This window comes from Ferdinandcohnia salidurans (genome assembly GCF_042680725.1).
In the GTDB taxonomy this organism is placed as follows: domain Bacteria; phylum Bacillota; class Bacilli; order Bacillales; family Bacillaceae_L; genus Ferdinandcohnia; species Ferdinandcohnia salidurans.
On the sequence record NZ_JBHUEK010000034.1, the window covers coordinates 345,954 to 371,384 of the forward strand.

33 protein-coding genes are annotated in these 25,431 nt (G+C 35.2%); 6 read left to right on the forward strand and 27 right to left on the reverse strand.

The window, feature by feature from the left end; translation table 11 throughout:
* Positions 1-365 precede the first annotated feature (365 nt).
* The 9 genes from ACFSFW_RS23955 to ACFSFW_RS24000 form a co-directional block, all read right to left on the reverse strand.
* Positions 366-884 (reverse strand): NUDIX hydrolase, encoded by a 519-nt coding sequence (locus ACFSFW_RS23955; protein ID WP_388042145.1) that lies wholly within the window; start codon positions 882-884, stop codon positions 366-368.
* 134 nt (positions 885-1,018) lie between these two features.
* Positions 1,019-1,342 carry a hypothetical protein gene (locus tag ACFSFW_RS23960; RefSeq protein ID WP_388042147.1) on the reverse strand — a complete coding sequence of 108 codons (324 nt, stop codon included), beginning with the start codon at positions 1,340-1,342 and terminating at the stop codon, positions 1,019-1,021.
* Positions 1,343-1,490: 148 nt separating this feature from the next.
* Entirely contained in the window at positions 1,491-2,297 is an 807-nt protein-coding gene (locus ACFSFW_RS23965; RefSeq protein ID WP_388042149.1) for an aldo/keto reductase, read from the reverse strand.
* 260 nt (positions 2,298-2,557) lie between these two features.
* Positions 2,558-3,067 (reverse strand): GNAT family N-acetyltransferase, encoded by a 510-nt coding sequence (locus ACFSFW_RS23975; RefSeq protein ID WP_388042151.1) that lies wholly within the window; start codon positions 3,065-3,067, stop codon positions 2,558-2,560.
* Positions 3,068-3,126: 59 nt separating this feature from the next.
* Positions 3,127-3,813, reverse strand: coding sequence for a hypothetical protein (locus ACFSFW_RS23980; RefSeq protein WP_388042153.1), 687 nt, complete (start codon positions 3,811-3,813; stop codon positions 3,127-3,129).
* Positions 3,814-4,120: 307 nt separating this feature from the next.
* Entirely contained in the window at positions 4,121-4,315 is a 195-nt protein-coding gene (locus ACFSFW_RS23985; protein ID WP_388042154.1) for a DUF4083 family protein, read from the reverse strand.
* A 98-nt stretch (positions 4,316-4,413) separates the two neighbouring features.
* Positions 4,414-5,130, reverse strand: coding sequence for a dihydropteridine reductase (locus tag ACFSFW_RS23990; protein ID WP_388042156.1), 717 nt, complete (start codon positions 5,128-5,130; stop codon positions 4,414-4,416).
* A gap of 380 nt (positions 5,131-5,510) precedes the next feature.
* Positions 5,511-5,945: a VOC family protein gene (locus tag ACFSFW_RS23995; protein WP_388042158.1), complete on the reverse strand. Its 435-nt coding sequence runs from the start codon at positions 5,943-5,945 to the stop codon at positions 5,511-5,513.
* 85 nt (positions 5,946-6,030) lie between these two features.
* Complete coding sequence (locus ACFSFW_RS24000; RefSeq protein ID WP_388042159.1) at positions 6,031-6,945, reverse strand: MBL fold metallo-hydrolase; 915 nt, start codon at positions 6,943-6,945, stop codon at positions 6,031-6,033.
* A 357-nt stretch (positions 6,946-7,302) separates the two neighbouring features.
* Here ACFSFW_RS24000 and ACFSFW_RS24005 point away from each other — a divergent pair, with 357 nt between their 5' ends.
* Positions 7,303-8,454, forward strand: a complete 1,152-nt coding sequence (locus ACFSFW_RS24005; RefSeq protein ID WP_388042160.1) for a hypothetical protein — start codon at positions 7,303-7,305, stop codon at positions 8,452-8,454.
* 112 nt (positions 8,455-8,566) lie between these two features.
* Here the strand turns inward: ACFSFW_RS24005 and ACFSFW_RS24010 are convergent, their stop codons facing one another.
* The 3 genes from ACFSFW_RS24010 to ACFSFW_RS24020 form a co-directional block, all read right to left on the reverse strand.
* Positions 8,567-9,013, reverse strand: a complete 447-nt coding sequence (locus ACFSFW_RS24010) for a hypothetical protein (protein ID WP_304217208.1) — start codon at positions 9,011-9,013, stop codon at positions 8,567-8,569.
* Positions 9,014-9,123: 110 nt separating this feature from the next.
* Positions 9,124-10,122: a DUF3231 family protein gene (locus ACFSFW_RS24015; protein ID WP_388042162.1), complete on the reverse strand. Its 999-nt coding sequence runs from the start codon at positions 10,120-10,122 to the stop codon at positions 9,124-9,126.
* 169 nt (positions 10,123-10,291) lie between these two features.
* The gene (locus ACFSFW_RS24020; RefSeq protein ID WP_388042163.1) at positions 10,292-10,717 is read right to left on the reverse strand and encodes a VOC family protein; all 426 of its coding nucleotides are present in this window, start codon (positions 10,715-10,717) and stop codon (positions 10,292-10,294) included.
* A gap of 453 nt (positions 10,718-11,170) precedes the next feature.
* On the opposite strand from ACFSFW_RS24020, the gene arr reads away from it, so the two are divergent.
* Positions 11,171-11,587, forward strand: a complete 417-nt coding sequence (arr, locus tag ACFSFW_RS24025; RefSeq protein WP_388042165.1) for an NAD(+)--rifampin ADP-ribosyltransferase — start codon at positions 11,171-11,173, stop codon at positions 11,585-11,587.
* A gap of 74 nt (positions 11,588-11,661) precedes the next feature.
* On the opposite strand, the gene ACFSFW_RS24030 is transcribed toward arr, so the two are convergent.
* On the reverse strand, positions 11,662-13,587 hold the full coding sequence (locus ACFSFW_RS24030; protein WP_388042166.1) for an FUSC family protein: 1,926 nt from the start codon (positions 13,585-13,587) through the stop codon (positions 11,662-11,664).
* A 103-nt stretch (positions 13,588-13,690) separates the two neighbouring features.
* On the opposite strand from ACFSFW_RS24030, the gene ACFSFW_RS24035 reads away from it, so the two are divergent.
* Positions 13,691-13,831 carry a hypothetical protein gene (locus ACFSFW_RS24035; protein ID WP_388042168.1) on the forward strand — a complete coding sequence of 47 codons (141 nt, stop codon included), beginning with the start codon at positions 13,691-13,693 and terminating at the stop codon, positions 13,829-13,831.
* 7 nt (positions 13,832-13,838) lie between these two features.
* On the opposite strand, the gene ACFSFW_RS24040 is transcribed toward ACFSFW_RS24035, so the two are convergent.
* From ACFSFW_RS24040 to ACFSFW_RS24055, 4 genes are all read right to left on the reverse strand, one after another.
* Positions 13,839-14,309, reverse strand: a complete 471-nt coding sequence (locus ACFSFW_RS24040) for a hypothetical protein (protein WP_388042169.1) — start codon at positions 14,307-14,309, stop codon at positions 13,839-13,841.
* Between the two features lie 292 nt (positions 14,310-14,601).
* The gene (locus tag ACFSFW_RS24045; protein ID WP_388042171.1) at positions 14,602-15,765 is read right to left on the reverse strand and encodes an acyltransferase family protein; all 1,164 of its coding nucleotides are present in this window, start codon (positions 15,763-15,765) and stop codon (positions 14,602-14,604) included.
* Between the two features lie 319 nt (positions 15,766-16,084).
* Positions 16,085-16,753 (reverse strand): Type 1 glutamine amidotransferase-like domain-containing protein, encoded by a 669-nt coding sequence (locus ACFSFW_RS24050; protein WP_388042173.1) that lies wholly within the window; start codon positions 16,751-16,753, stop codon positions 16,085-16,087.
* Positions 16,754-16,943: 190 nt separating this feature from the next.
* Positions 16,944-17,186, reverse strand: coding sequence for a hypothetical protein (locus tag ACFSFW_RS24055; protein ID WP_388042174.1), 243 nt, complete (start codon positions 17,184-17,186; stop codon positions 16,944-16,946).
* Between the two features lie 236 nt (positions 17,187-17,422).
* Here ACFSFW_RS24055 and ACFSFW_RS24060 point away from each other — a divergent pair, with 236 nt between their 5' ends.
* On the forward strand, positions 17,423-18,418 hold the full coding sequence (locus tag ACFSFW_RS24060) for a DoxX family membrane protein (RefSeq protein WP_388042175.1): 996 nt from the start codon (positions 17,423-17,425) through the stop codon (positions 18,416-18,418).
* Positions 18,419-18,631: 213 nt separating this feature from the next.
* Here ACFSFW_RS24060 and ACFSFW_RS24065 read toward each other — a convergent pair whose 3' ends face one another.
* Complete coding sequence (locus tag ACFSFW_RS24065; protein WP_388042177.1) at positions 18,632-18,838, reverse strand: hypothetical protein; 207 nt, start codon at positions 18,836-18,838, stop codon at positions 18,632-18,634.
* Positions 18,839-19,001: 163 nt separating this feature from the next.
* Complete coding sequence (locus ACFSFW_RS24070) at positions 19,002-19,139, reverse strand: DUF3934 domain-containing protein (protein WP_388042179.1); 138 nt, start codon at positions 19,137-19,139, stop codon at positions 19,002-19,004.
* A gap of 335 nt (positions 19,140-19,474) precedes the next feature.
* On the opposite strand from ACFSFW_RS24070, the gene ACFSFW_RS24075 reads away from it, so the two are divergent.
* Positions 19,475-20,692, forward strand: a complete 1,218-nt coding sequence (locus ACFSFW_RS24075) for an NAD(P)/FAD-dependent oxidoreductase (RefSeq protein WP_388042181.1) — start codon at positions 19,475-19,477, stop codon at positions 20,690-20,692.
* A gap of 255 nt (positions 20,693-20,947) precedes the next feature.
* Positions 20,948-21,871, forward strand: a complete 924-nt coding sequence (locus ACFSFW_RS24080) for a hypothetical protein (RefSeq protein ID WP_388042183.1) — start codon at positions 20,948-20,950, stop codon at positions 21,869-21,871.
* A gap of 92 nt (positions 21,872-21,963) precedes the next feature.
* Here ACFSFW_RS24080 and ACFSFW_RS24085 read toward each other — a convergent pair whose 3' ends face one another.
* The 8 genes from ACFSFW_RS24085 to ACFSFW_RS24120 form a co-directional block, all read right to left on the reverse strand.
* Complete coding sequence (locus tag ACFSFW_RS24085; protein WP_257215871.1) at positions 21,964-22,095, reverse strand: hypothetical protein; 132 nt, start codon at positions 22,093-22,095, stop codon at positions 21,964-21,966.
* A gap of 91 nt (positions 22,096-22,186) precedes the next feature.
* The gene (locus tag ACFSFW_RS24090; protein WP_388042184.1) at positions 22,187-22,453 is read right to left on the reverse strand and encodes a hypothetical protein; all 267 of its coding nucleotides are present in this window, start codon (positions 22,451-22,453) and stop codon (positions 22,187-22,189) included.
* Between the two features lie 89 nt (positions 22,454-22,542).
* Entirely contained in the window at positions 22,543-22,995 is a 453-nt protein-coding gene (locus ACFSFW_RS24095; RefSeq protein WP_388042186.1) for a GNAT family N-acetyltransferase, read from the reverse strand.
* Positions 22,996-23,053: 58 nt separating this feature from the next.
* Positions 23,054-23,290 (reverse strand): hypothetical protein, encoded by a 237-nt coding sequence (locus tag ACFSFW_RS24100; protein WP_388042188.1) that lies wholly within the window; start codon positions 23,288-23,290, stop codon positions 23,054-23,056.
* A gap of 117 nt (positions 23,291-23,407) precedes the next feature.
* Entirely contained in the window at positions 23,408-23,695 is a 288-nt protein-coding gene (locus tag ACFSFW_RS24105; RefSeq protein ID WP_388042190.1) for a hypothetical protein, read from the reverse strand.
* Between the two features lie 203 nt (positions 23,696-23,898).
* Positions 23,899-24,426, reverse strand: coding sequence for a hypothetical protein (locus ACFSFW_RS24110; protein WP_388042192.1), 528 nt, complete (start codon positions 24,424-24,426; stop codon positions 23,899-23,901).
* Positions 24,427-24,439: 13 nt separating this feature from the next.
* Complete coding sequence (locus tag ACFSFW_RS24115) at positions 24,440-24,892, reverse strand: LytTR family DNA-binding domain-containing protein (RefSeq protein WP_388042194.1); 453 nt, start codon at positions 24,890-24,892, stop codon at positions 24,440-24,442.
* A 241-nt stretch (positions 24,893-25,133) separates the two neighbouring features.
* Positions 25,134-25,313, reverse strand: coding sequence for a hypothetical protein (locus ACFSFW_RS24120; RefSeq protein ID WP_388042196.1), 180 nt, complete (start codon positions 25,311-25,313; stop codon positions 25,134-25,136).
* Positions 25,314-25,431: the final 118 nt, after the last annotated feature.

The window sequence follows — 25,431 nt, forward strand, 5'->3', positions numbered from 1 at the left end:
AATAGATATTATATTCGATAAAGTAAATAAGTCATCTTGATTTCATAAATTTAAAAGTCGATTCCTTTAATATACATAAGGTATCGACTTTTTAAGTTTTACTCTGCATAGCGTAAACAGGTTCGAAATGGTGGCGGTACGCCAAAAAGAAGTTGTTAAGAAATCTGGTCCGAAAGTTAAATAAAAGCTAATAATGGCTGTTCAACTAACCTGCGCCGTTTTGTTCAATAAGGAACTCAACAAAAAGGGTGGTCAATCCTACTTGGATCAACGCACTCATTACTTTAAGTACAATACTTCACATCTTTTTTATGCCTTTATAAACTTAATTACTTAATTGCTTTATCAATGCAAAATTACACATCTTAAGGACGAATACAGCCATAATGATGCCGCCCCTCAAAAAGAAACGCAATGAAACTCTCATAATAAGGTATAAATTTTTTTTGTTCGATCAACTTTATGATTTCCTCTTTAGTAGCCCATTTGGCTGCTTGTACCTCTTCGGTCTGTAACTTCAATTCATTCAAATCAAAGTCATATTCAATTAAATAAAAATCATCAAAGCCACGTTCAAAGTTAATAGTAAATAGTGGACGTATCTTTTCAAAGTTATAATGAATCCCCAACTCCTCGAACAACTCTCTTGAAGCAGCCTGCTGACTTGTATCGCCTGCAACCGCACTACCACCACAAGTGATATCCCAAAGGTTCGACCATCCTTGCTTAAAGGGTTGACGCTGCTGAATGAGCATCTCTCCTTTTGAATTAAATATACATACGTGTACTACTAAATGAAACTCGTCTGATGCCATTTCATCTCCACGAGTTATTTGTTTCTCTATATTATTACGATGCTTATCATATAAATCCCACTTTTCCATTGCTAAACTCCTTATGTATATTTCTATAACAAGATAAAACTGAGGGTACTCCTTGTTAAACAATACTGCCCCATTAGTTTAATTACTTCAACAAGAAAAGCATTTTCCCTTTTTGGATTAACGCACCTGGTAGTTTAATCGGAGGATTCTTTTAGGAAGACTTCAATTTGATCATTACGTTTGGCTAATATGACTGAATTATCTTCTTTTGAACTAAACAACTCTGTACCTTGATCCAAATAATTTGACCGTAGGTGAATGCTTGGCATGACATTAGGATTTACTTTGTTTGCAACAATCCCAATGTGTTTATCAATCGTATATTCATTTTTATCATCATAACCTTTAAGAATAAATCTATCGTTATTATAAATAAGAATTGCTTGGTAAGAACCTCCGTTTGTGTTACATCCAGAAATTAAGATGACGATCAAAAGTAGATACAAAAGTTTATTCATAAACAGTCCGCCTCCTAAAATACTTCCATTTATAATCTAACCCGCTCCTTTAGTTCAAAAAAATACGTTACTACTCCAAAATCATTGTTTTAGAAAAATCAAAATCCTAGCGATATTATTAGTATCACTAGGATGAAGGACTAATTAATTATAAACTTTCAATTTTTTCTATATCTTCTGCAGATAATACGAAATCGAAAAGATCTAAATTAGATGCTTGATTTTCACGGTTGTGAGATTTAGGAATAACGATCACACCGCGTTGAATTTGGTATTTTAATAAGACTTGTGCGCCAGACTTTTTATAGGATTTACCGATTTCATCCAAAACTTCTTTCTGATGAGGTTCGGTTTTCATAGGTCCCCATGCAACAGGGGTAATGCCCTCGTCTTTTAATACGGCAAGGAGATCTTTGTTAGGTTCTTTTAAGTTAACTTGGATTTGATTAACAGCTGGCTTTACTTTAGCAAATTCTTTTAATTCATCTAGATGATTTTTCCCAAAGTTTGAAACACCGATTGCTTTCAGTTTGCCCGCTTCGTAATATTCCTCAAAGACTTCCCAAGTGTTTTTAAGTAGTACTTTGTCTTCGATAGGGAAGTGAATTAGAAGCAGGTCGATATAGTCTGTTTGGAAGTTTTTTAGACTGTTATCGATAGCTGCTCGAGTAGCTTCCTTTGAAGAAATATATTCTTCGTTGCCTGGAACTTTTGTCGTAATGAATAACTCTTCTCGAGGCACTTTGCTTTCTGCTAAAACTCTTCCGACAAGTTCTTCGTTTCGATAAATGATGGCTGCGTCTATTGAACGGTAACCCAGCTCAAGTGCTGATACTAGTTCAGGAATTTCATTTGTTAACTCCCCGTTATAGTCGTTATTTTCTTTTCCATAAGTATTTGTACCTGTACCTACAATTGGCATTTTCAACCCATTATTAAGTGTTATGTATTCCATATTTTCAAGCACTCCCTCTGCACACCTAATTACTTTACTTACAACGTACATTATAACAAATTATAGAATTTTCAAAAAGTAGAATAAGAGAAGGTATTAATCCTATTTAGATCAACGCACCGTTTAGTTAAACAAGAAACTTACTTCATTTGAAAATCTCGTTTATTTCATTTCTGTCTTAATCTAATAGCCAATCGTTGTATTTCTTATATGTATCTCTTATAGTTTCGGACGATTACACATTTTTCTTTTAAAAAGGACTACCTTAGTTCTTTACCCATTATCACATATGGATGTTCCAAACTGCTTGGATAAAAAGGTTCTTTTAGAACCTTCCATTGCAATGATTCATATAGTGAACGTGCGGAAGTATTATTGATTTGCGTTGTTAGAATTGTGGTGCTATTGTCAACGCCTTCTACTAGTTTTGTAATTAGCATTTTACCAAGACCCTGTTTTCTATATGATGGATGGACTGCTAACTCAACAAATTCAAAACAATCTTGTAACCAATCATGATATTCTTCTGAATTAAATTCCTTTGCAAGTAACTCATGATAAAACTGTCCAGGTAATGAAGTATAACCATAAGCGAAACCTATTACTCTATCTTCTTTAGACAGGATTGCAAACCCTCTAAACCCCTTATTTGAGCTATGTTTTAAAATCCGTTCTTTAATTGAATGATCTTCCCTATTCCATACTTCTTTATAGAGTTCTGCTACTTTTTGTATTACTTCGTCACTTGATAATTCTATTACTTTAACCATTTTTCTACTCCTATATTTAACGAATAAACTTTGATTGCCACATAGCTGTAAATATCAATCTATCGAGTTGACCCCGAGAATTCAACCTGCTTATTATGTAAATTCTTTACCCATTTACTTTCATTCCATATAGCAGGGTCGTCAATCGTTAGATTTTCTCCACGCACCAAGAAATCATAACCGTCTTTTGTACTAGAATACCAATCAACAATCACTAACTTACCGTTTATGTTACGTACAAGAAATTCAGTGACTTCACCATAACTACCTTGAGCCTTATTAACTTCCACAGGTACTTTTAAATAGAGGAAACCTCCATCCGCATCGTCAGTATACTCCCCTTCCCAAACACCTATCTCAATATTTTTGACATTGTCATTTAAATTGCCTTTCACATCATGTTGGGATTGAATTTTCGTTTGGGTATACTGTTTAAGGTTATCGTTATCGATAAATGGTTCTAGTTCAATATCCAATCCGTTCCAGACAGCTTTGTAATAGTCAGTAAGCACTCTCATACACATTTTATAAGCCATTTCAAGATCCAACTCAGACAGTTCACCTTCATTTTTAGCTACATATTCAGGATCATTTTGTTCATTGCCGGATCTACTCTGACTATTTATAGCACTAACTGTGTTACTGTCTCCTGACTCTACATGGTTATTCCTTCCGTACTCATTCGTAGTATCATTAGAACAGGAACTCAGAGTAAATAACACGATTAACAAAAAAGAAAATCTCATTATAACCCTCCAACTCTATTTTAAATTAAACGCCTACTCCTATAATGTTTGACGATGTTATTGTTCATTTTGTTACAAAAGATGTTTCTTCATATATTTCCATACAAAAAACACCGAAATTAAATCGGTGTTTTATATATGTATTCTTATGTATTCTAGTTTTACTAGCGTACCCGTTTCTTTACGTATAAATGGCTTCAATTTGAAAAAAATTTAGCATTTGAAAAACCGGTTAAACATATCCTTATTTATACTTGCCAAAAATAACCGCCATACAGTTGATATGTGAAGGTCTTCCTCATTTTCTTTAGTAGTTTTTATCCTTTTCAAGTAAATCTATGATTTTATCAAGTTTCTTTTCAATCTCTACTGATTGATTCCTTTTGATAGAAGACTTGATAAGTATTCTCCGGATAAAAAGCGTGAAAGAAACTACGAATAAGACTACAAGAATAATAACTATACCCAAAAAGAATAGCGAAGCTACATTATAACCTTCCATATCTCAATGCCTACTTTCCATTTTTTAATAATTTTAACATATTCTTGTAAGTCCTAAAACCTTCATATCCAAAATAACAAACTTACTTAAATGGCCTCTTAAATTGATAAATCAGTTGGAAAAAATTTAGACAATTCTTTTTCGCGCTTATCAAGGATAATTTGTTCTGGCTTGATATCCTGCGCACGCAGTACTTCAATATTCTGGACAACGAAATCTTCGCTACCCACAACATAGAAAAGTCCATTCTTATCTGCAGTAAGATTTTGCAGTGCTTCATAATAGTCTTTACGGTTATCGACGAACTGAGCCGTGAAGTTCTTGTCAGGTGCCGATTTAAAAATATTAGTGAATAGGAATTCTTTCGATGAATCAATATTTAGAGAATGAATTTGATTGACGTTGGTATCACTTTCGAAATATTTAAGAACAAGCGGTCTAAAAGTTGCCAGCCCGACACCTGATGAAAGCAAGTAAATATTTTTGTCTTCCCTTTTCAGCGGTACATTTGAATGTGTTTTAAATAGTGCAACTTCATTGCCTACTTCAAGATTTCTTAAAATCGATTTAAACTCAGAGCACTGCTCTCTGATCCGTGTTGTGATACCGATTGCATTTTCGTACGGTAAAGTAGAGATAGACATATGACGAACCAAGCTCTTATTTGGTTTATCTCCAGCGTTAAAACCTTTCAGTGCAAAGTGAGTGTGGGAACCTTCCTCCCAAGTAAAGTCTTCCGGACAGTCGAGCAGGTACGTTTTAACCTCAGGAGTTTCCTCAATAATCTTATTTATTTTAGTCCAGTATATTTGCATTGTATAATCTCCTTCTCAATGAATATGTATCATTCCTACCTACTATACAATAAGTGATAATAATTCTCAATTAAAAAGATTGATGATTTCAGAAAATTCATGTGAAAAATATTAACTTTTTATAATAATAGATCATACATATCATGAGTCTTTGTGAAGTATCAACACTTCTGTACCGCTAGTCTCTCAAACTCAATCCAAAAATCACCCAGTAATATTGAATTTTTTTCATTATTACTTCTTCCAATTAATCTGCTTCGTTTATACAACACGATAAATCTGCCTTTTTGACAGCTCTGATCTTCAACTATTTCCCTCATAAGTTTAAGTAGAAACACATGAAAATTTGGGATTAAATCATTCAGGGTCCCATTCAATATTTATCTAATTTTCTCCGCCAACTCTAAAATAATTCCCTCTGGACCGCGAACATAGCATAGCTTATAACTTTCTTCATACTGCTGTATCTCACTAAAAATTTCTGTGCCCTTCTTTTTCAACCTTTCAATAATGACTTCTATATCCTCAACAGCAAAGCAAATATGTCGTATACCTAGGGTATTTGCTAAAGGTCGCTGAATATCTTCTGAAGGTGGCGTATAAAATTTGACAAGCTCTATCCAGGCCAATCCATCTGGCATCCCCATCCCGACACATGCTGTTTTCACATTATTTAGCCCAACTATCCTGTCTAACTGTTCTCCATCCAATTCCCATTCCGCTTGCACTTCAAGTCCTAAATCAAGAAAAAACGTTTTAGCCGCTGAAAGATCATTTACGTTGATACTCACATGATCTATTCTATTGATTTTCATACCGCGTACCTCCTGTGTTCTCATTTCAATTGCTGTATTCGTGTAGGTTTAACTACTATCATCCATCGAAACTATTTCTCCACTCTCAGTCCATCAAGGTTTCCCCTATTGCTAAAACCTTCAATTGCTCCTTCGGCAGTTGGCGTTTTTCCCATTCTCGTAGTAATCGCTCTAAGGCTTCGGGCCCTGTATCATCTGCCAATCGATATGCACCATAGTGCATGGGAACAAACTGCTTCGCTTCTAGTTCGATAAATGCCTTTACACTATCTTCTGGAGAAATATGCGAGTCTGCCATAAACCATTCCGGCTCATAGGCACCGATTGGCATGAATACGATATCAATCATAAAACGTGCAGCTATTTCCTTAAAACCGGAGAAATAGCCTGTATCCCCGACAAAATAAAACGTTTCACTGGTCGTTTGAAATATCCAGCCACCCCAATGGGACGTATTCATATCGTTAATCGACCTTCTTGTCCAGTGCTGAGCTGGGACAAAATGGATGTTAATCCCCTTGTATTCTACTGATTCCCACCAACTCATTTCTCTTACATGTTGATACCCCTTTTTTATAAAAAGAGATTTCAAGCCAATGGGAACAAAATAGGTCGGATTTCCTTTTAGCTTTTTCAAAGTTGGAAAGTCTAGATGGTCATAATGACCATGCGAAATAACCACAACATCGATTTCCGGCAAATCTTCCAACGGAATTCCAGGATCAGTTAACCGCTTCTGAAAACCCATTCGTTTCGCCCATACCGGATCAGTAAGTATATTAAGACCACCAAGTTGTAGCAAAAAGGTAGAATGCCCAATCCAGGTATAAGAAGTTCGGCTTCTATTTCCCTTCACTTCTTGGATCCTTTTTTCTGTACATTGCGGTATATTTTCAGTTAAATCCTTCACTTTCCTTCGTCTTTCCTTCTGCCACTTTCGCATATCCCGAAACGATTTCTTATTCGACACATCATTCAAATTATTATACCTTGCCTTCATACTCTCACCTGCGGGACAGAGGGACAGGTCCCTTGTCCCAGTCCTTTCTATATTGGATTCTGGAGATTAATCCTTCCAATAACTACGACCTATTTTTCGTAACCTCTAGTTACATAAACTCCCTTTATATTCGCGATTACCTTACTTAATAACCAGTTTATAATTAACAAGTTTTGATTTCAATCAACTATTTTCTTACTTTCTAATATTGTGAAAGTTTATATAGGTTTTTATTTATCTAAAACATCTCCACCTTCAAATAAGATAGCAAGAACCCTACCATAGACCTAATCAATATAAGCCCTTTTTCCCAACCTCTTTTTGGTAAAATAAAGAAAGGAAAGGGGCTATTGGTTGATGGAATTACAAACAAAGGATAATCGAAAGTTTACGAATCAGCTGCCTAAGTGGGCCATTGGTTGCCATATAGGATTGATTTTCATTTTCTTTATTATTGGAATCGGTGTGTTTGTTTTAGCTGTAAAAGAAGTTTCCGAAACAGGATTGAGTTTATCCATGCTACTTTTTGCGATAGGTGTTGTCTTTCTTGAGTTTTCATGGTTCGGTTATAAGAATTTACGAAAATACCAAGACATTGTTATTAACATACAGCTCGGTGAAAACGGGTATGATTCCTATGTGAAGGACAAAAAGGAGAATGAAGGACACCACATATCCATTCCATATGAAAATATGAAATATGTATTAATCGGTATGGACTATCGATTAAAAGCAAAGTCCAAGATTCATAGTGGCGAAAATTATAATTTGAGGACAAAATTTGTTCCGGTACGATCCGCTAAAGTCTTTATCTACGGGCTCGATACCAGCAATCAAGTGAAAGTTACAAGCTTTCCTCATGCAGACGAGAAATCCCTTAATGATTGGATTGATGTTTTTCAAAGGCATGGGGTTGAGATTTACCATACGGATAAAGCTTTAACAGCTACCCCAAGTAATCATGAGGTCATCGAATCGATTCCAAAAAAGCATTTTGATGGAACACTTCCCTTCGTTATTGGCTCAGAGGCTGAAAGATTGGATAATCTCTTTCTAACAGACGATCAGAAAAAAGTCATGGAGAAAAATGAGAAAAAGAATCTGAAGAACGGTCTCTTATTTACTACTCTTCTCTCCTTTTTACAGCTTCTAATGATTTGTTTTTGGTTTCCGCATTGGGATATCGTAGGCGAGTCCTTTAGTAACAGCTCAGGAGAATTTGTTGCACTTTTTTGTACCATTCTTTTACAATTTTATATCTATGTTAAGGTGGGACATGTCAAATGGTATGAGCCGCTAAGGGATATGTTCATTCTTTACTTGGGTATTTTCATTGGTTTGCAGCTCTCACCTGACGAGCGAACCCCTTTCGAGCCTGCCGTTCAGGGGTATGCGATGATGACGATTGGCGCGTTTTTGTTTCTATATTACGCGATGAAGGTATCTTCTTGGTTTAAAAAACTGGGTAAAAAAGTAGGGAGAACACAAAAGGACACACGTTTTAAGTGATAATGTGAAAAGTGGTTATAACACTTCCATATTAATATTGTAAAAATATGTGTTGCTAAACGGGAAGATAGTGAGTCTAAATTGCTTTTAACTATATTCGTAAAGCAACTCACTACCTATTTACAACTATTTTTTTCAGTAGAATTCCAACAAAAACCCCTGGAATGACACATAACATCGGAAACCAAACTGTTCCTAAGTATATTCCAAATAACTTTACCTTTGCTGAATACATAAGTCCTACCGTAACAAAAAACGCAGACATAGCAAATGGTAAATAAGAATATGGTTCTTTACCTCCACCCGCATCCTTGTAAGCATCCCACATGGAAAAGAAATAAATACAAGGATAAAACATAAGCCATTGGTATTCGGTATGCTCAATAGCTTTACTTATTTCTCCATTAAAACTAAAGTAAATAATCTGATTAAATTGGGATTGAACATTAATGATAAATTCTAATGTAATAAAAATGATCCCTTTTAGATACTTACCGTTAAGTAATTGACCAAAACCTGGAAAAGCTATACTCCATAACAATTTTTCTTTTGGATTCACTTTTTTCTAACCTTTTTTATAGATTTTTGACTCCTCAATCAAACAATAGTTGAAAAGCAAGTTGCGCTTGCTGATATCTGTGCCTTCACATCTTCGCACACTAAAATCTTTTATTTCATTAACTGATCTCTATCCGCTGCATAAGGCGGTCTTTCTAACCATGCATGCTTGATTTGAAGATTTAAACCATCCTCGGCATAAAGACCAATCTCTCCTTGTAATCGAACATACTGAGCAGCAATATCACGTCTAGGACTAGCAGAAAGTGCTGTCCCATAATTCCCCATACCGGCAGCAGTCATCATTGAAATTTGAAACAACATTAATTTATCCGAAAAAGGTGATTCCCTTGTGTCCTGAACTTCTACATCCCAAGTTACAGGTACTGGAAGGTCATTTTCATGTAAGTATTTACTAAAAATTTCAATTTGTTTCTTTGAAATTTCTTTCCCTCTCTTGAAATAATTTCGGATTTCTTTATCATTCGCAACTTGAGCGAAACCAGTTATAACCGCTGTCCCCATGTGATTCGTTTGAATGTTAGAGAAGAGATGAGTGATCTCTGCTGCGGTGAGAGGTCTTTGTTCACCCCACCACCCCGCTAAAAAATGCTGTTTTTCAACCATATCCACCTCTTGTAAATATGGTATATAAGGAGACCGAATTTCTAAACCTTTGGAAAGGAGTAATTCTGTTGCTTCATTGAACAATTCCATTGTCGAAGAAATACAAGACATGAAGTGCTCCCTAATGTCTTTACGAAACGTATGTGGCAAAATGGCACCATAAGTTACTAAGGCACCTTTCGTCATATGCTTTGTAAAAAATAAAAAGAACTCATCTGAAAAAAGCCTAGGAGCATCCACATTGACATCATCTTCAGTAAACCCCAGAGGGATCGCATGGCCTTCTTCTTTAAAAATTTTCGTAACAACTTGTACATGTTGTTGGGATAAATCTAAGGCATGCAATAAAACATTTTTGATCTCCTCATCTTCGACTTTAGCTAAAAAATACTTATAAACACAAATAAACATCGAATCAGCTATATAATTTGCCCATAAACCTCCTACTTCAGATGAAGTTAAACGGATATGATGACTTTCCATAAAAAATACCTCCAGTTTGATAACTGTTGATATTATCCCCAAAAAAAGACTTACTAAAAGTTTTTCTTGATTATTCCAGAACATATTTCGTCATAATTAATTGCTGGTAACAATAAAAAAACGACTTTGTCATCAGTACAAAGCCGTTTTTCTACTATATCCGTATGTATTAACCTTGATGTCCTTCAGTGTAGATCTGGAAGGTTACACCGAATTTATCTTTAATAACCCCATAAGCAGGACTAAAACTTGTTTCTGATAGTGGCATTTCAACTTGTCCGCCATCCTGTAAGGCTTCAAAAATTTCGCGAGCTTTGTCTGCATTGTCTAAAGTGATACAAATGGTCACCAGGTTTCCTTCTTGAGATGGTTGACCTGGAAATGTATCTGAAAACATAATTACTGACTCTCCAACCCTTACCGTAGCATGTGCAACAAGGTCTTTTGCATCCTCAGGGAGAGGAAAATCTTCGGTTGAAGGCATTTCACCGAAAGTAATAACTCCTAAATTTTCCGCATGGAATACCTTTTCGTAAAACCCAATTGCTTCTCTTGTACTTCCGTTGTTTAACTGTAAATAAGGAATAAATTGCATTTTTTCAGCTCCTCTTATTTTATTCGGAGTAAGTGCTCCAATATTATTATAAACCAATAAGTTTTCGAATTATATCAAAATTCAGATAAAAACTTCGAGAGGGAATTAAGATCGATTACAGAAACTGCTAAAGAGTATTCGCTGAGTACATACTGTTTACATTATTGTCCATTATTACATTCTAGAATACGTGTGCAATTTCCAGAAAGAATGTTCTATCTTTCACTACTACCATCATAAAAAAAGCATTACTGCTTTTTTACAGTAATGCTTTCCATTGTTTATTATCACTTTTTGAAACAGTCCATAAACCCAGCAAACAAAAAGTGCTGTCGCTCGATATCTTGCTCCCTACTTACATTATACTACTCTTTATCAAGTATTTATAGACTACTCTTTTTGTAATTCCTATATTATAGTGGTATCCAAAGCTAATATAAGGAGTGTATCAATATGAATGACATAAAAGATGTTTTAGATAATGGTCCTTTTTTCCACGGTACTAAAGCAGAACTAAAAATTGGTGATTTATTAGAACCCCAACACCTATCAAATTACCAAGATAAAAAATCTACCTATATCTATTTTACTGCAACATTAGATGCTGCTAAATGGGGTGCTGAATTAGCAACAGCTAGATCAAGAGAAAGAATTTATATTGTAGAGCCATTAGGCGAATTTGAGAATGATCCGAACTTAACTGACAAACGGTTCCCTGGTAACCCAACTCGGTCCTATAGGTCTAAATGTCCTTTGAAAATAATAGCTGAATTAAGTTCATGGGAAAGACATTCCGATGAACAAATAAATCATATGATCTCATCTCTAAAAAAGTTACGTGAACAAGGAAATGCTGTAATAGACGATTAGTCCAGTTTCCACGGCGGCGGATATGCGTTCTCGCCTGCCGTGTCTTTAATTACAAGTACAGCCCCATTCTTACATTACCCACGCGATCTGCCAAGTTCTTTTTGTAAAAATTGGATTTCCTTATGTATACTAGGATAGCCCTCTATTTCCGGAATGACTACCTGCTTTGGAGAAACATGCCTTGCTGCAGCATTTGCCATTGTTTCAAATGCAAATAAAATTTGTGCGGATTTCTCATCGGATAGGTTCGACCGATCGGAATCCTTTGAACAATTTTCTAATAAAAATCCTAATTGCTTTGTTGAAAATAGGACTGGCCAGTAATAATCTAACGCCTTACGATTAGCCGGAATCTCACCAGAGGCGGTATTATACAAAGTTTGTAAATTACTTAAATTTGTTCTCATTTTCAATCTTTCTCTACTCTGTCTTGGATTAAATCCTTTTCCCTGATCCGAAAAAAGTACCATTAGAAACTGTGCTTGACTTCGAAGTGTTTTGCTCAGTAAATGCGGAATTCGGCTAGAAGCAGATTTTCTACCCACGAGATAAACCCCTAATAAACCAATTGCACTTCCGATTACAATGTCAATAAATCTCGCCTGAGCAAAATAGGTAAAACTAAACACCTCTTGACTTGTACTTTCAGCCATTAACAATGCATTTGGCGTGAAGAAAAGTGCCGCTAATCCATAGTTTTTTACAATAAACAACTCAGTAATAAATGTTAATACTAAAATAAACAATGTAATTACAAAACCAGATGGATGATAGGATAGAACGAACCCGGCTATAACTATACCAATTACTGTACCGAAAAATCGTTGAATAGCACGATGAAATGTTGACACAATTGTGGCGCCCGACATCACTGCTACGCAAGATAACGGTACCCAATAGGAACGAGCAAATCCAAATTGATAGGCAAAAATTGCAGCAATGGCCGTTATCACGCCAAAGCGTACAGACGAAATAAACACGATTGAATTTTTATCAAACGCCCCCATAATTATCGTTTTAAGAGAGGGTTTATCAATTTGAATCGATTTTTTTACATTGCTTATAGGCTCATTAAGAATGGCGTCTGCATTATAGATGGTGGTGAACAACTGACTAACCTGCTTATCCATTTTCTCTGGCTGTAAGATACGTGTTTTTACTCGCTTTTCACGGTTGTTTAAAGATTGTACAAGTAGTCGTGTAGATTGCCCTACTTCTTTTGGTAATGTAGCATTGGCGTTTGAGAAGTGTTCCACAATATAAATGAACAATTCGTTTGCGAAATTATTTAATAGGTACAATCGATTGAACATGTCAGTGGTTCGCCATGGGATATAACTCGCTGAAAGAGTCTCTTCGGATTCATTTAAAACCTCCATCACTTTATGCTTGGCTTCATTGAATTTAGGAGTTCCAACAGAATCCAGAAGCTCAGCTAATTGCAAATAAACTCTAGTCACCACACCCGACTCTGGTCCATAGGGATTAAAAAACCAACCGATCATGGCAATAAGCCATGATAAACAACCACTAAGAAATACTAATCCCGCTCGTAAGAATGCTTCATCGGGATTGATTGGCATTCCGGTTGTCATGGCAAAAACTAATACAAAAAAGATGGCAGATGGACCGGTTATTTTTAAAGCACCGAACACAAAAATGACGACTGCTGCAATAATCCCCATCAGAATTGCAACTGCAAGCGGATATGGTGCACTAATCGTTCCCAAATAAGTAACAAATGTCAAACCAAGAACGACCGAAAAGATTTTCTTTGCTCGCTGCGCATATGGAATATTAAACACATATAAATAGGTAAAACCACCTAAGCCTGCAATTAAGCCATATTGCAAATTACCAACGGCTAATCCTATCATTACAGGCAATGCAGCAGCTAAGCCTGCACTAAAGGCTTTTAACCAAGGAAATGGTTTCTTATTTACTTGTAGTGCCTGCTTAATCATAGAAGGGACTACCCGGTTTAATTGTTTGTCACTCATCATAATCCTTCTTTACTAATATTTTCTGTCATGAATAGGTTTAAGTTTTTCTTCAGGTAAGTTATATTCTTTAGCTAAATTAAGTCCTTCAGCCGTTGCATTTATGTTATCAATAATTTTGCTGCTTGGCTGTTACCTGGTTCACTGTTGCTTTCCAATCGCTCGAACGATTCGTTTAGCTCAACAAGAAAAAGCTGCTCAGCTAATAGCAGCTGGATCTTTAACTCTTGCACCTGTTAGCTGAACAAGCACTATATTAACTCATAGTACATTTCATATCTCCCTAAAAATTCCTGTATTTCTTTTATTATAGATTGCATATCTCCATAACCATCCACTGCCATTTCATACTCGGCGTCTAATCCATTTATTCTTAAAAATAAATCATCTTCAATATTTCGTTGCCAAGCTAAACTATACATCAAAGCAACCACTTGCTGAATATCAATTTCTGTTTTCTCAAATGATTTATATAGAAGACCTAAAATAACTTCCGATGCAGTTTCTACGTGGTTTCCTCTTGTAATTTCACTTAAAAGAACTATAACGTCATCTATTTTTTTATTACTCGATAACGAAACTTCGTAAAATTGATAAGGTATTTCAGATGAGTCCAATTGTAAAATCATTAAATCAACCCATTCAACTACTTTAGGAAGTTTAAAATACCCTATTCCCAATCCAAGTTCATATACAGCCACCTTTTCCAACAGGTTCAACATTTTTTACTTCACCGCTCACAAAATAATTTGTTTTAATTTTAGCATTTTTTATTTCAACTATCCTGCCCCGTTAGTTGATTAATTTCAACAAAAAAGTGCCTTAATCCTTCTTGGATCAACGCACCCGTTAGCTCAATAATGAGGAAGCCTATTAGTTATACATAAACGGCTTTAGCAAATTAGCATGACCTTCCTCGTTTTTACTTTTCCGTTCCTATTATAATTATCATATTTATAAAAATAACTTCGCATATTTCCTTTATATAAAACTGATAGTATGATATTACAAGGTTTAATTTTTTAGACTCGTTCTTATTTTTTCTGTCATAATTTTATTTTCTTTGGCTATTCTTAAACCGTACATGACTCTTAACAAATTAAATCTTCGAATGATAAAGTGATATAAAATAATAATTATCGTAAATGCAACAGGGACAAAAAATACCACTTTAACAGGAACTGCCCATTCCAAATTATAGATGAAAAATCCCAAAATAATAATAATAGGTTGGTGAAGCACATAAAAAGGCATGGATGCTTCGCTTGTATATTTTAACGTGCTATTAATGAAGTTTAAGTATTTATCACCTAGATATAAGATAAAGAAAAGAACGTTCCACACCAAAATAACTCGAAGTATCATAAAAATACCCCAATTTAACGAGAAATTCATTGGAAACCCAACATACATAGCCCAGAATATATACACGGCTGTACTAATTACACTTAAATATCCAGCAAAAACTCCTACTCTACGTACAAATTTCCTTAAAGATTCTCTAGAAAAGAAATAGTAGCCATAAATAAATAAAATTAAATAAAAGATAATTCCCCAACTAGCTAAATTCAAAACGTTATTGGCAGTCAAAGCCACTATCATTAAAGGGATTGGCATAATTAAGTAATGAAAAGTCCCAAAGGCTTTACGTTCTACACCTTTTTTGACATTCAAGAAGAAAGGTAATGTGATCATCGAAAAAAGTAATAACTCCAATAGATACCAAAGATGATGTCCAAAAAATGCAAAATTACCTGTTCCGCCGATTTCTAAATATAATCCATCAAAATAATGAGGGAAAAATTTAAAGAATGAGCCATAAAATTGATTGTTTGTTATTCTTTCAATATATACTTGAGGGGGTGACAAAATAAAAATTCCTAGAAGTAAAGGGATTCCAAGACGGACAATCCTTTCCTTTACAAAACTTTGAGAATTTCTTTTTTGTAAGGCATAATATGTACTAATTCCTGAAATCACAAAGAATATTGGCATAATCCAATTTCCGACAAGGAGGGAAAAAAAGTCAATATAAGACCGATTAATGACGTTATTCTTTATATGCCAATCATAAGGATTAAAAAACATTGAACAATGATAAAGAAACACAAATAAAGTAGCCAATACCTTTATCCAATCTAAATCGTACTGTCTTATAAATTGATTGTTATTCTTCATAAATTTCCTCCATCGAAATAATTTCTGCTAAATTATACGATATTTTCCGAGAAAATCATATATGTTTTAAAAAAAGTATGACTCTTCTAAAATCGTTGAAATCTTAACGAATATAGGAAATAGTTTTTCTTCGTGTACCTGCACCTTTAGTTGAATAACTTCAACAAAAAATGCGTTAATCCTTAGATCAACGCACCCATTTGTGGATTAAGAAAAAACGATTCTTCTATATTGAAGAATCGCGCCATTAAGTTTCCATATATTTTCAACTATCCCACTATCGCGTGAGATAATACCAAGAAACGGCCGTATAGTATGATCAAGGTGTAAACAGTTTCCAATGCCCTTCGGATAAAACTTCTACCTCTCCTTCGATGACTTTGATTGCAGTTTGATCGTCAATCGCATACGCAGGTCCCTGCATCCCGGCTGCCCATCTCTTTGCGGCAGCCATGGTATTTCCCGGCAGCATCTCGTGATCAAGATGCGGAAAGATTGAAAAATCAACCAATCTCAGTGTTTCATCTCCACCGCCTGGTGGAGTCCAACCAACGAAGTATTCCCCTATGTTAGGTGTCAACACCATGCTCCCAGCACTCATTCCCACATAGACTGAGTTCAGTGATGGTAAAAGGTCTGCAAGCCCGGATTGACGCATCCAGTGGCACAGGTAAAGTGCGTCGCCGCCTGACACCAGCAATACATCTGTCCCCTGTACCAGAGGTATCCAGCGGTCTTCGTCGATGCTTGGAAGCGCTGTGAGCTCCAACACGCCGACGGATTTCCAACCGAGGTTGACCATGGGATTCTCTTCTTTCCCACTGATAAACTGCCAGGCTTTAACACCTGGGCCAACCCAAGGGTGTCCATACATCGCAGTAGGGATGCACAGGGCGTTGGAGTCATCAATCGGCTTGCCAAGCATGTCAACTAGCGCTTCGCGTATGCTTTTGTTATTGATGCCTCCAGAAGTAAGCAGAAATTTCATAACTTCACTCCTTGTCTTTGTTTGGTACTTTCAAGTTTGATCTTACTACTAAGATAGCAAAACTCTGTATTGAACTTTACAATTCTACAAAACTAATATAAATCCTTGTTCAACTATTCCGCTTTTTTACTTCAATAAGAATAGCAAAACTTCCTTCTTGAAGTATTGAACCCGTTAATTCAATAAGAAATTAAATTGTTATTAACATCATTACACCTACAAAAACAACCCCAATGCTTATTAAAATTAAAATAGTTTTAGCAAACCACCACGGAAAAATGGTCATGATCAAACTAAAAATAAAACCAAACAAATCGTAACTACCGCTAGAAAAATTGTCTTTTTTATGTTCATCCTTTGAATATTTAAAAATTGTAGCTACTAATACTATTAGTCCTAAAATTATCATTCCAAACGCAAATATATAATCCAAGTTATCACCCTGTAATTAAGTTTTATTTTTCACATTTTCTCCCCAGTAACAAAGTCTTTCCTGACAGATACCACAAGGAGTTATGGACATCACTATTCAAATAGTTCCCCTCCAATGATAATACGACCTCTTCACTCTCTAAGTTTTTGTCTTTTACAATGAACGACGACATAATCGGCTACTTCTTAAGGAATAATAATTTTTGAACTTTGATACAAAAAGGAGGGGTATATCCATTGAAGAAATGGGATTCTATTCTTTTATTTGGGTTGATTTGTTTTTCACCAATTATTGTAAACGCACATGTAAAATGGTTTACCGAGAAAGAACCAGAAAAGGTTCCTATTGAAAAAATTCTTTCAATAGAATTCATTATGTTATCCTTATTAATTGCTCTTTTTTTAGCATTATTATCACAATTCATACCACAGTTGATGAAGATTCCCGGTGTCGCCACAATCGATATGAAGTTAGATGGGTATCGGAAATACTCTCGTTATATTCTTAAATATGGTACAGCTCTCGCTTTTATTTTACAAGTGCTTAATAGAACTATGTTTGCTCCTGAGTTCACTATTCATCATCTTTGGCAAACAATTCTGATGTGGGTGATTATCGTTTTACTATTAATTCCTCATCATTTTGCAACAAAATTAGCTTCCATATTGATGCTTGGTTTATTTATTCATATTTGGAATTATTCAGGTTGGTTTCATATGTTAGATTATGGGTTTTACCTTGCTATTATTGGTGTTTTATTGGTGGGGAGAACAAAATTAGAGACGGCAGGGTTTCCATTTCTTTACCTCGGAACAGGTTTAAGTTTATGTTGGGTTGCAGTAGAAAAATGGGTTTATCCTTTTATGACTACCGATATTATTCATCGCCATCATGTCCCGACTTTTGGCTTTGCCCCTGAACTATTTGTTGTTCTATCGGCATTTATTGAATTCGTCGTTGGTTACCTATTAGTCGTTGGTATTCTCAACCGTTTGTTGGCTGTTGTAGTAACCATTTTATTTATCTTGACAACGACCATATTTGGCTACACTGAAGTAGTGGGACATGGGATGATTCATATTGTTTTAGTAATTTTCATTATCGAAGGAATTTCCTTTTATCATCCACCAGTCAAAATGCATAAGACCCGATTGGACCAAATGATATTTGTTTTTTTAAACTTTTTATTTGTGCTAAGTACATTCTTATTGATTTATTATCGATTTGCATAAAACATTGGAGGGGAATTTGTTGAAACATTGAGGCCGATTTGTTGGTGCTGAGGGGCAGATTATGTAGAACAAAATAAAAACTTTTCCCATTATTTAGTTATAACTTTATTTTTTACAATAATAGACTGTTTTTAAACTAACCTGCTCCGTTAGTACAACAAGAAAAGCTGCCTGTAGAATAGCTCTGATCTTCAGCTCGCGCTACCCGTTAGTTCAGTTAAATTGGTCATTGTTTATCGAAGTTTCAATTGGAGGATGTAGTTCTCCATCATCAAACCTATAATCTAAATTATTTATCTTAAAGAGAAAATTACCAATCATAAAGATAATAAGTAAACCTATGGCAATAGTACACCAAAAGGCTCCTTTTATTATAATCTTAAAGGCTTTAGATTCGACTAATATATCTCCCCAATTCATAATCAATTTCTCCTATTTTCACATTTCAATCATTACAACAGCGACCCTTGATAAACCTATCTAGACATCTTGTTCTTCTTTTACTAACCAGCTTCGTTACTTGAATAAGAAAAAAAGATTCTTTTTCCAAAAAATGACTTTCACATTTTGTCGTGGGGTTATATTAATCACCCGTTTTTTTTACACCTTTACTTTTATATGGTTTTGCACTCTTTTTTTTATTTGCACTAGCTTGCCAACGATTCCAACCTTTTTTGTCTGTCCCTCTACCTGTTCCGCCTTTTCCTTTAGCTTTACTCATAACATCACCCCGTTATCCTTCTAGCTTGAGTTAACCCTCTGTTAGTTTTAGTATTTTACTCGGTTATTAACCAAGCATATTGCAATAAATAACATCCTTCCAGTCACCCATTTGTATTCATTCATCAAATCTACCCTTATTTTTCAACTATCCCTTTAAAACTATTATATCCTCTATGTGCAATACTTCACAACACCAATGCATTCTGGATCATTTACTTTTAAGAGCCCCTCATTTGTCCGTTCACATGACCATACCCAGTAAGTACTCTTTTGAATGTACAAAATACGGTTGGATATATTAACATTATACTTTCGTAAAACTGGAGGATAAAAATGAATTTACAGTCTGGATCTTATTATTGGCCCATTACTTTACCTGATGCTCCATCATATCCTGCCTTGGAAGAAAACCTATCTTGTGATGTATTAATTATTGGAGGAGGAAGCTCTGGGGCACAGTGTGCATATTATCTTGCTGATACGAATTTAGATGTCGTTGTAATTGAAAAAGAAAGTATAGGAAGTGGTAGTACAAGTACGAATACCGCCCTCATTCAATACTCCGGTGAAAAAATGTTTACAGATTTGGTCAACACCTTTGGAGAGGATTACATAGAAAGGCATTTACAATTACTAAAGGAAGCGATTAATGAAATCGAGGCCAGCTCAGAGAATGTAGAAATTGATTGTGAATTTAACAGAAGAGATACCCTTTATTCCGCTAGTTGTGCGGAAGACGTTGAAAAACTAAAAAAAGAATATGAATTCTTAAAGGAACATAACTTTGACCTTACTTTTTTATCGAAGGAAGAGATTGAGGCAAAATATCCTTTTAGCAGGGACGCAGCTATTTATTCATATAATGATGCAGAAATCAATCCTTTCAGATTCACCCATGCACTTTTCGATTATGCTGCTAAAAAAGGTGTTCGTGTATTTGAGAATACGGAAATGAACGGCCACAAGTATGATGATGAACGAGGTAAGATGGTAATTTCTACAAAGAACAAATTTACTATACAAGCACGCTATGTTATTTTTGCAGCAGGTTATGAAGGCATGGAAATCAAAAAAGAAAAAAAAGCCTCCTTTGTTAGTACATTTACGGTAACAACCAATCCCGTCGATGATCTTTCCGAATGGTATAACAGAACACTCATTTGGGAAACAGCTCGGCCCTATTTATTTATGCGTACAACGAGAGATAACCGGATCATCATAGGCGGACTTGATGATAATACGACATATCCTGAAGATCGTGATAGCAAATTAATTCACAAAAAGAATAAACTCGTTGAAGAATTTAATAAAATGTTTCCTACTATAAAGGTTGAGGCAGAATATTACTTAGCTGCATTTTATGGAGGCACAGTGGACGGAATTCCGATTATTGGTAAATACCCGGAATATCCGAATAGCTATTTTCTATTTGCCTTTGGTGATAACGGGACCGTCTACAGCCAACTACTCTCAAAGATTATTGTAAAAGAAATAGTTGAGGGTGACTGTCCAGATTTAGCTTTATACTTACAGGAACGGCCTTTAATATAGAAATGATGATTTATTAGGTTACTTCCCTGTTTGCTAGAACCTAAGTAATAATTGTATATTTGATTTATTTAAAAACCTAAGAAGCATGCATTAAAAACTGCTTCTTAGGTTTTGTTTTTAAGAAATGATTTATCCAAGTTGCTATTAATCTACCAGTTATTTCTGAAAAACCAAATGAAAAATTCTCCAAATTGAAAAATAATTATGTTAGACTAAAAAAAGGAAAAATTATGGAAGAAGGGGAATAAATAGAAAATGAAATCGAAAGCTTTTTTAGTATTGAGTGCGGTTCTTGTCGGTGGTAGTTTAGTCGTAGGGTTCACGCATGTTGACGCACCGACCAAAGCAAAGGCAGATGCACCCACGAAGGAAGAGATCAATGAATTGATTGCAAATTATCCTCAAAACCAAGTATTCACGCCAGAAATGTCCGAAAAAGTGACGGCCTATCTTGAAACGGTTGAAATGAACGAAGAACCAAGTCACGAATCAATGAAAGACAATCCCACGGTCAACCGGGCGGTCGATGTCTATCTACGAGAAAACGAAGCACTTCAAAAGAAAATCCGATTCAATCTTCCATATGGTTCGTTACTACATTACAACACGTTTGAAAAAGGCTTCTATCCGCAAGAACTTCTTGAACAATCAGTAGAACGTGACGTTCCAATCTTGGAAACCGTGAAGGCTATGTCAGAAAATACGCCGTTGAACACATTGATTGACGAAACCATCAAGGGCATAACCGAAGCACGGACAAATGGAGACGCATACGGATATTTCGAAGCGTGGGCAAAGTTGGACGCATTTCACGATAGAATCGGCGAATTATCCGACCCAAGAAGCGTTGAAGCACGAAACAATTTGGATAGATTTACGTTAGAAATTCCCGAATATGCAACACTTGATGTTTTCGTGAAGGACATTGCGAAGAATTGGGCGGACGGTTCGGAATACCGAAGTTATCAAGACGATAGATCGGCTGAAATGACGCTTGCAAGTTCCGTTCTTCATTACGTGAATTGGTTTGAATCTGCGATTGAAGCAGCAGGCATGACACAAGCATTTGACGATTGGCAACGAACTGCATATGACCTTGCATTCACGAAAGCAGGTGAAGACGAAGACGTTCTGCAAAAATTCGAAAATCAAATGAACGATATATTGTTAAATCTATAAGCGGCGGGACTTTCCGTCGTTTTTTTATTGCAGATAGTTTTCCTTGATTATATTTTCTTTTTTCTCTCTAGTTTTCAATAAACCAACAATGTTTATTTTTCTTTACCTTGTTTTAATAGTTCTATAATTTCTATGTTTTGTTCGCTTACTTTTCTTAACTTCCCATCAATTGATAAACAAGAAATTGCAATGACAACAATTCCAACCATTATAACAAATTCCATAATATCGACCTCTTTTCCCTCATAATACAAGTGAATTTATATATTCTTTAACAATCCTTATTATACAAACCTGCTTCGTTAGTGAAATACCTTATAAATACAAAACACTATTAATAAAATACTTTGCATTCCCTGCGTCTTTTTTTCTAACAGAAACAACATATTGTTTTTCGAAATTCTTGTTAATTCCGAAACTTCCAAAGTTTCCTCTTGATGTACCAGGTCCTAACCATTTTCCCGAAGGGTCAATAGTTTTATAGGAAGATTTAATGCCTTCTCTTTCTAAAATTGCTCTCACCTTTGATAATTCTTCCATTGAAAATCCTATATAAACATCTTCTTTATTAAAGAAAAACATATCCATCCCCCCTTTATTAATACACCAAATGAAACTACTGCTTCTTATTCTATACTGCTCGTTTGTTCAATAACTTTTACTATTTTAACCTATAAATCTTGAGATAAACGAATCATATCCCTACACTGAATACCATTTTCAAAGATTTTATCTGGGAAATGCCTAACAAAAAAATCCAAATCAACACCAACTATTCTAAAGCCACATTTTTGATAAAGAGCCAGTTGCCCGATGCTTGAATTTCCAGTTCCAATTTCAATTGTTTTATAGCCTTTTGTCTTAGCTACCTGAATTGCGTCCATTACCAACCGTTTGCCTATACCTCTACCATGTTGCTCTTGAACCACTGCAACATTCACAAGTTCCACTGTCTCTGGTCTTGTTGGAAGTAATACATAAACTCCAATAATTTGCTGTTCACGTTCAGCTACAAAACATTCGCCCCTATTAACATATTCCTCAACAATCTCTCTTGAGGGATCAGCCAATAATAACAATTCTATTGGTAGTTTATCCGTTTTATTAAGTTTTCTAATCTCCATTTTATCTCCTTTATTTACCTTGCTTAGATCAACGGACTCCTTTAGTTGAACATCACTACTAATTACATCCGCATTCATATTCCTTGAATCTATATTCTTTGTACAATCTTAATTCCTTAAAATCACTGGTATTTGATTCATAAACCTTTACTAAGGGAGCAACATCCATTTTTGCGAATTTGCTTATCTGCTCATCTAAATCAATAGACATATCTAATGGGTACTCGTTCATATCAACATATAGATTATTATGTTCGCAAACATCATACGTCACTGCCAGATAATATTCTTTCACCGTATCACTCCAAATTCACATTATAACTCTATGTGCCTTATTCAATTATCGCAACCGTTTGTTATACATAAAGACTTACACAATAATTGTATATTATATAAATGATGTGACAATAAGTCATTGTTTCTTACCTTTTCGTTCTAAAAGTATAGGTGCTATATTTAGTAAGATCGAAACAATTGTCAAAAACCATAATGCTCTTTCCATACTAGGTACTACATCCATTAAAGCTGCCCAGTCTTCCACTTCTACCCACTCCGACACCAGACTGTATTCTGCACATAGCGTTAAGGCTGTAAATGATAACCCCATCGCCATAGCCAGCTTATAATCCTTTCCTGCATTATACATATAAAGATTTATAAAAGTTACTACTATTGCAATAACCCCAAATATTATCCACATAACGATACCTCCCTATAATTTATTTATGTCTCTTAATATTACTAACGTGCATCATCTCAATTTTTGCATTACTTTTTATTAGACACTAATAATTCAAATCTTTCTTTATAGTAAATGCTCCACCTCTTGGGATTTCTTATTGAACTAACCTGCTTCTTTATTTTCAATAAAACAACAGGATTGCCACAATCGACATCACAAGGTTACTTTTTGTCAGATAATAGCTGAATTTTGAAGATATTTGTAATGCCTGTACGGTCGGTGACTAGTGTGATTGAAATCAAATTACCTTCTGACAAATCAGAAAGCTGGATAAGAGTATCCTGCCGATATATACTCACTTCTCCCCATACATCATATTGAAACTCCCCTCGATAATTCTCATCATTGAGGGAAATACCTTCAACTAATAAAGAGTTCTCGCCAATTTCTTTTACTTCTGCATAGAATGTCTGAATATCAGAGTGTGACATTACCCATGCATCTTCTTCATAATCTTTATAGGCATTAGCATATCCCGCAAAATAGCTAATCAGTATGCCAATGAGTAAAACTATTATGGTCATTACAATAGCGACTCTATATGGAGGAACCATTGAAGTTCGCTTGCCATCGGTTGCTCCTAAAGCCCTATTAATATGCCGTTTATAGACTTGAAAATAGACAATAACGGTAGCAACTAAAATAATTAAAATTGCAAACAGTGCAAGAAAATAAATAGGAAAAACCATGTAATTGCCTCCTCTATATTCCGAAATATTCTTTGAAGATGTAGTAATAACTTCTTGTTACATCAACACGTTTACCATTAATCATTGTAAGGATAAACTTCGACGAAAGAGTAGGTGTAATTCGTTTAACCTTATTCCTTGCAATTACTACAGAGTTACTTATACGCAAAAATTTTGTCGGGTCAAGAAGACTGACAATTCGGTATAATCGGTCGGTAGCTAGATATTGTGTTTCTTGCGTATGTACCTCAATTGCATGACCGAACGATTCGATACAAACAATATCCTCTACCGATAAAATGATCCGCGCATTTGTTCCTTTTTCTCTCACAGTCAGATTATCAATGAAACTGTTAGTCTCACTTAATACCAAGTCGGCAGTATCATCTATTTCAATTCCTCGTTCTTCGAGTGCAGATTTGATTTCATCATAACGCTCATTACTAATGTCAAGTTTGATTTTCAAATTGCAGCCTCCTTTCGTTCAACGTGTTACATAGCCATGTTTCGAAAGTAGTTTAACAATCGAATTTTCGTATTTCAATATAAGAGGAACACTTTACAGATATAGCCACATAGATTACACTACATGGTTGATAGTACATAAAAAAATTTGAACCCCCGAATAATCGGAAGTTCTATTTCGTATTAAAATTCCATAAATTATTCAACTAACCTGCTCCATTACTTGAATAAAAATTAAGGTCTTATTTGAAACGACTTAAACTTTGCCAAAGGGCAACTCCTAAAAAGAAAACGATTACCACTAGGATAAACCAAGAGTAATAGTTCTTTTTGTTACGTAGTATTTTGTATGCAAAGAGAGTTAGAATTAAAATCAACATTGCCATACCCGTTATGGCCAATAGCATATGAAGCACGAACATAATAAACCTCCACTGTTAGACTGTTCTGCACCTTTAGTTGAATAACTTCCATAATCGAGTAGGAGGCGCGTTACCGCGCCGACCTCTCACACCACCGTACGTACCGTTCGGTATACGG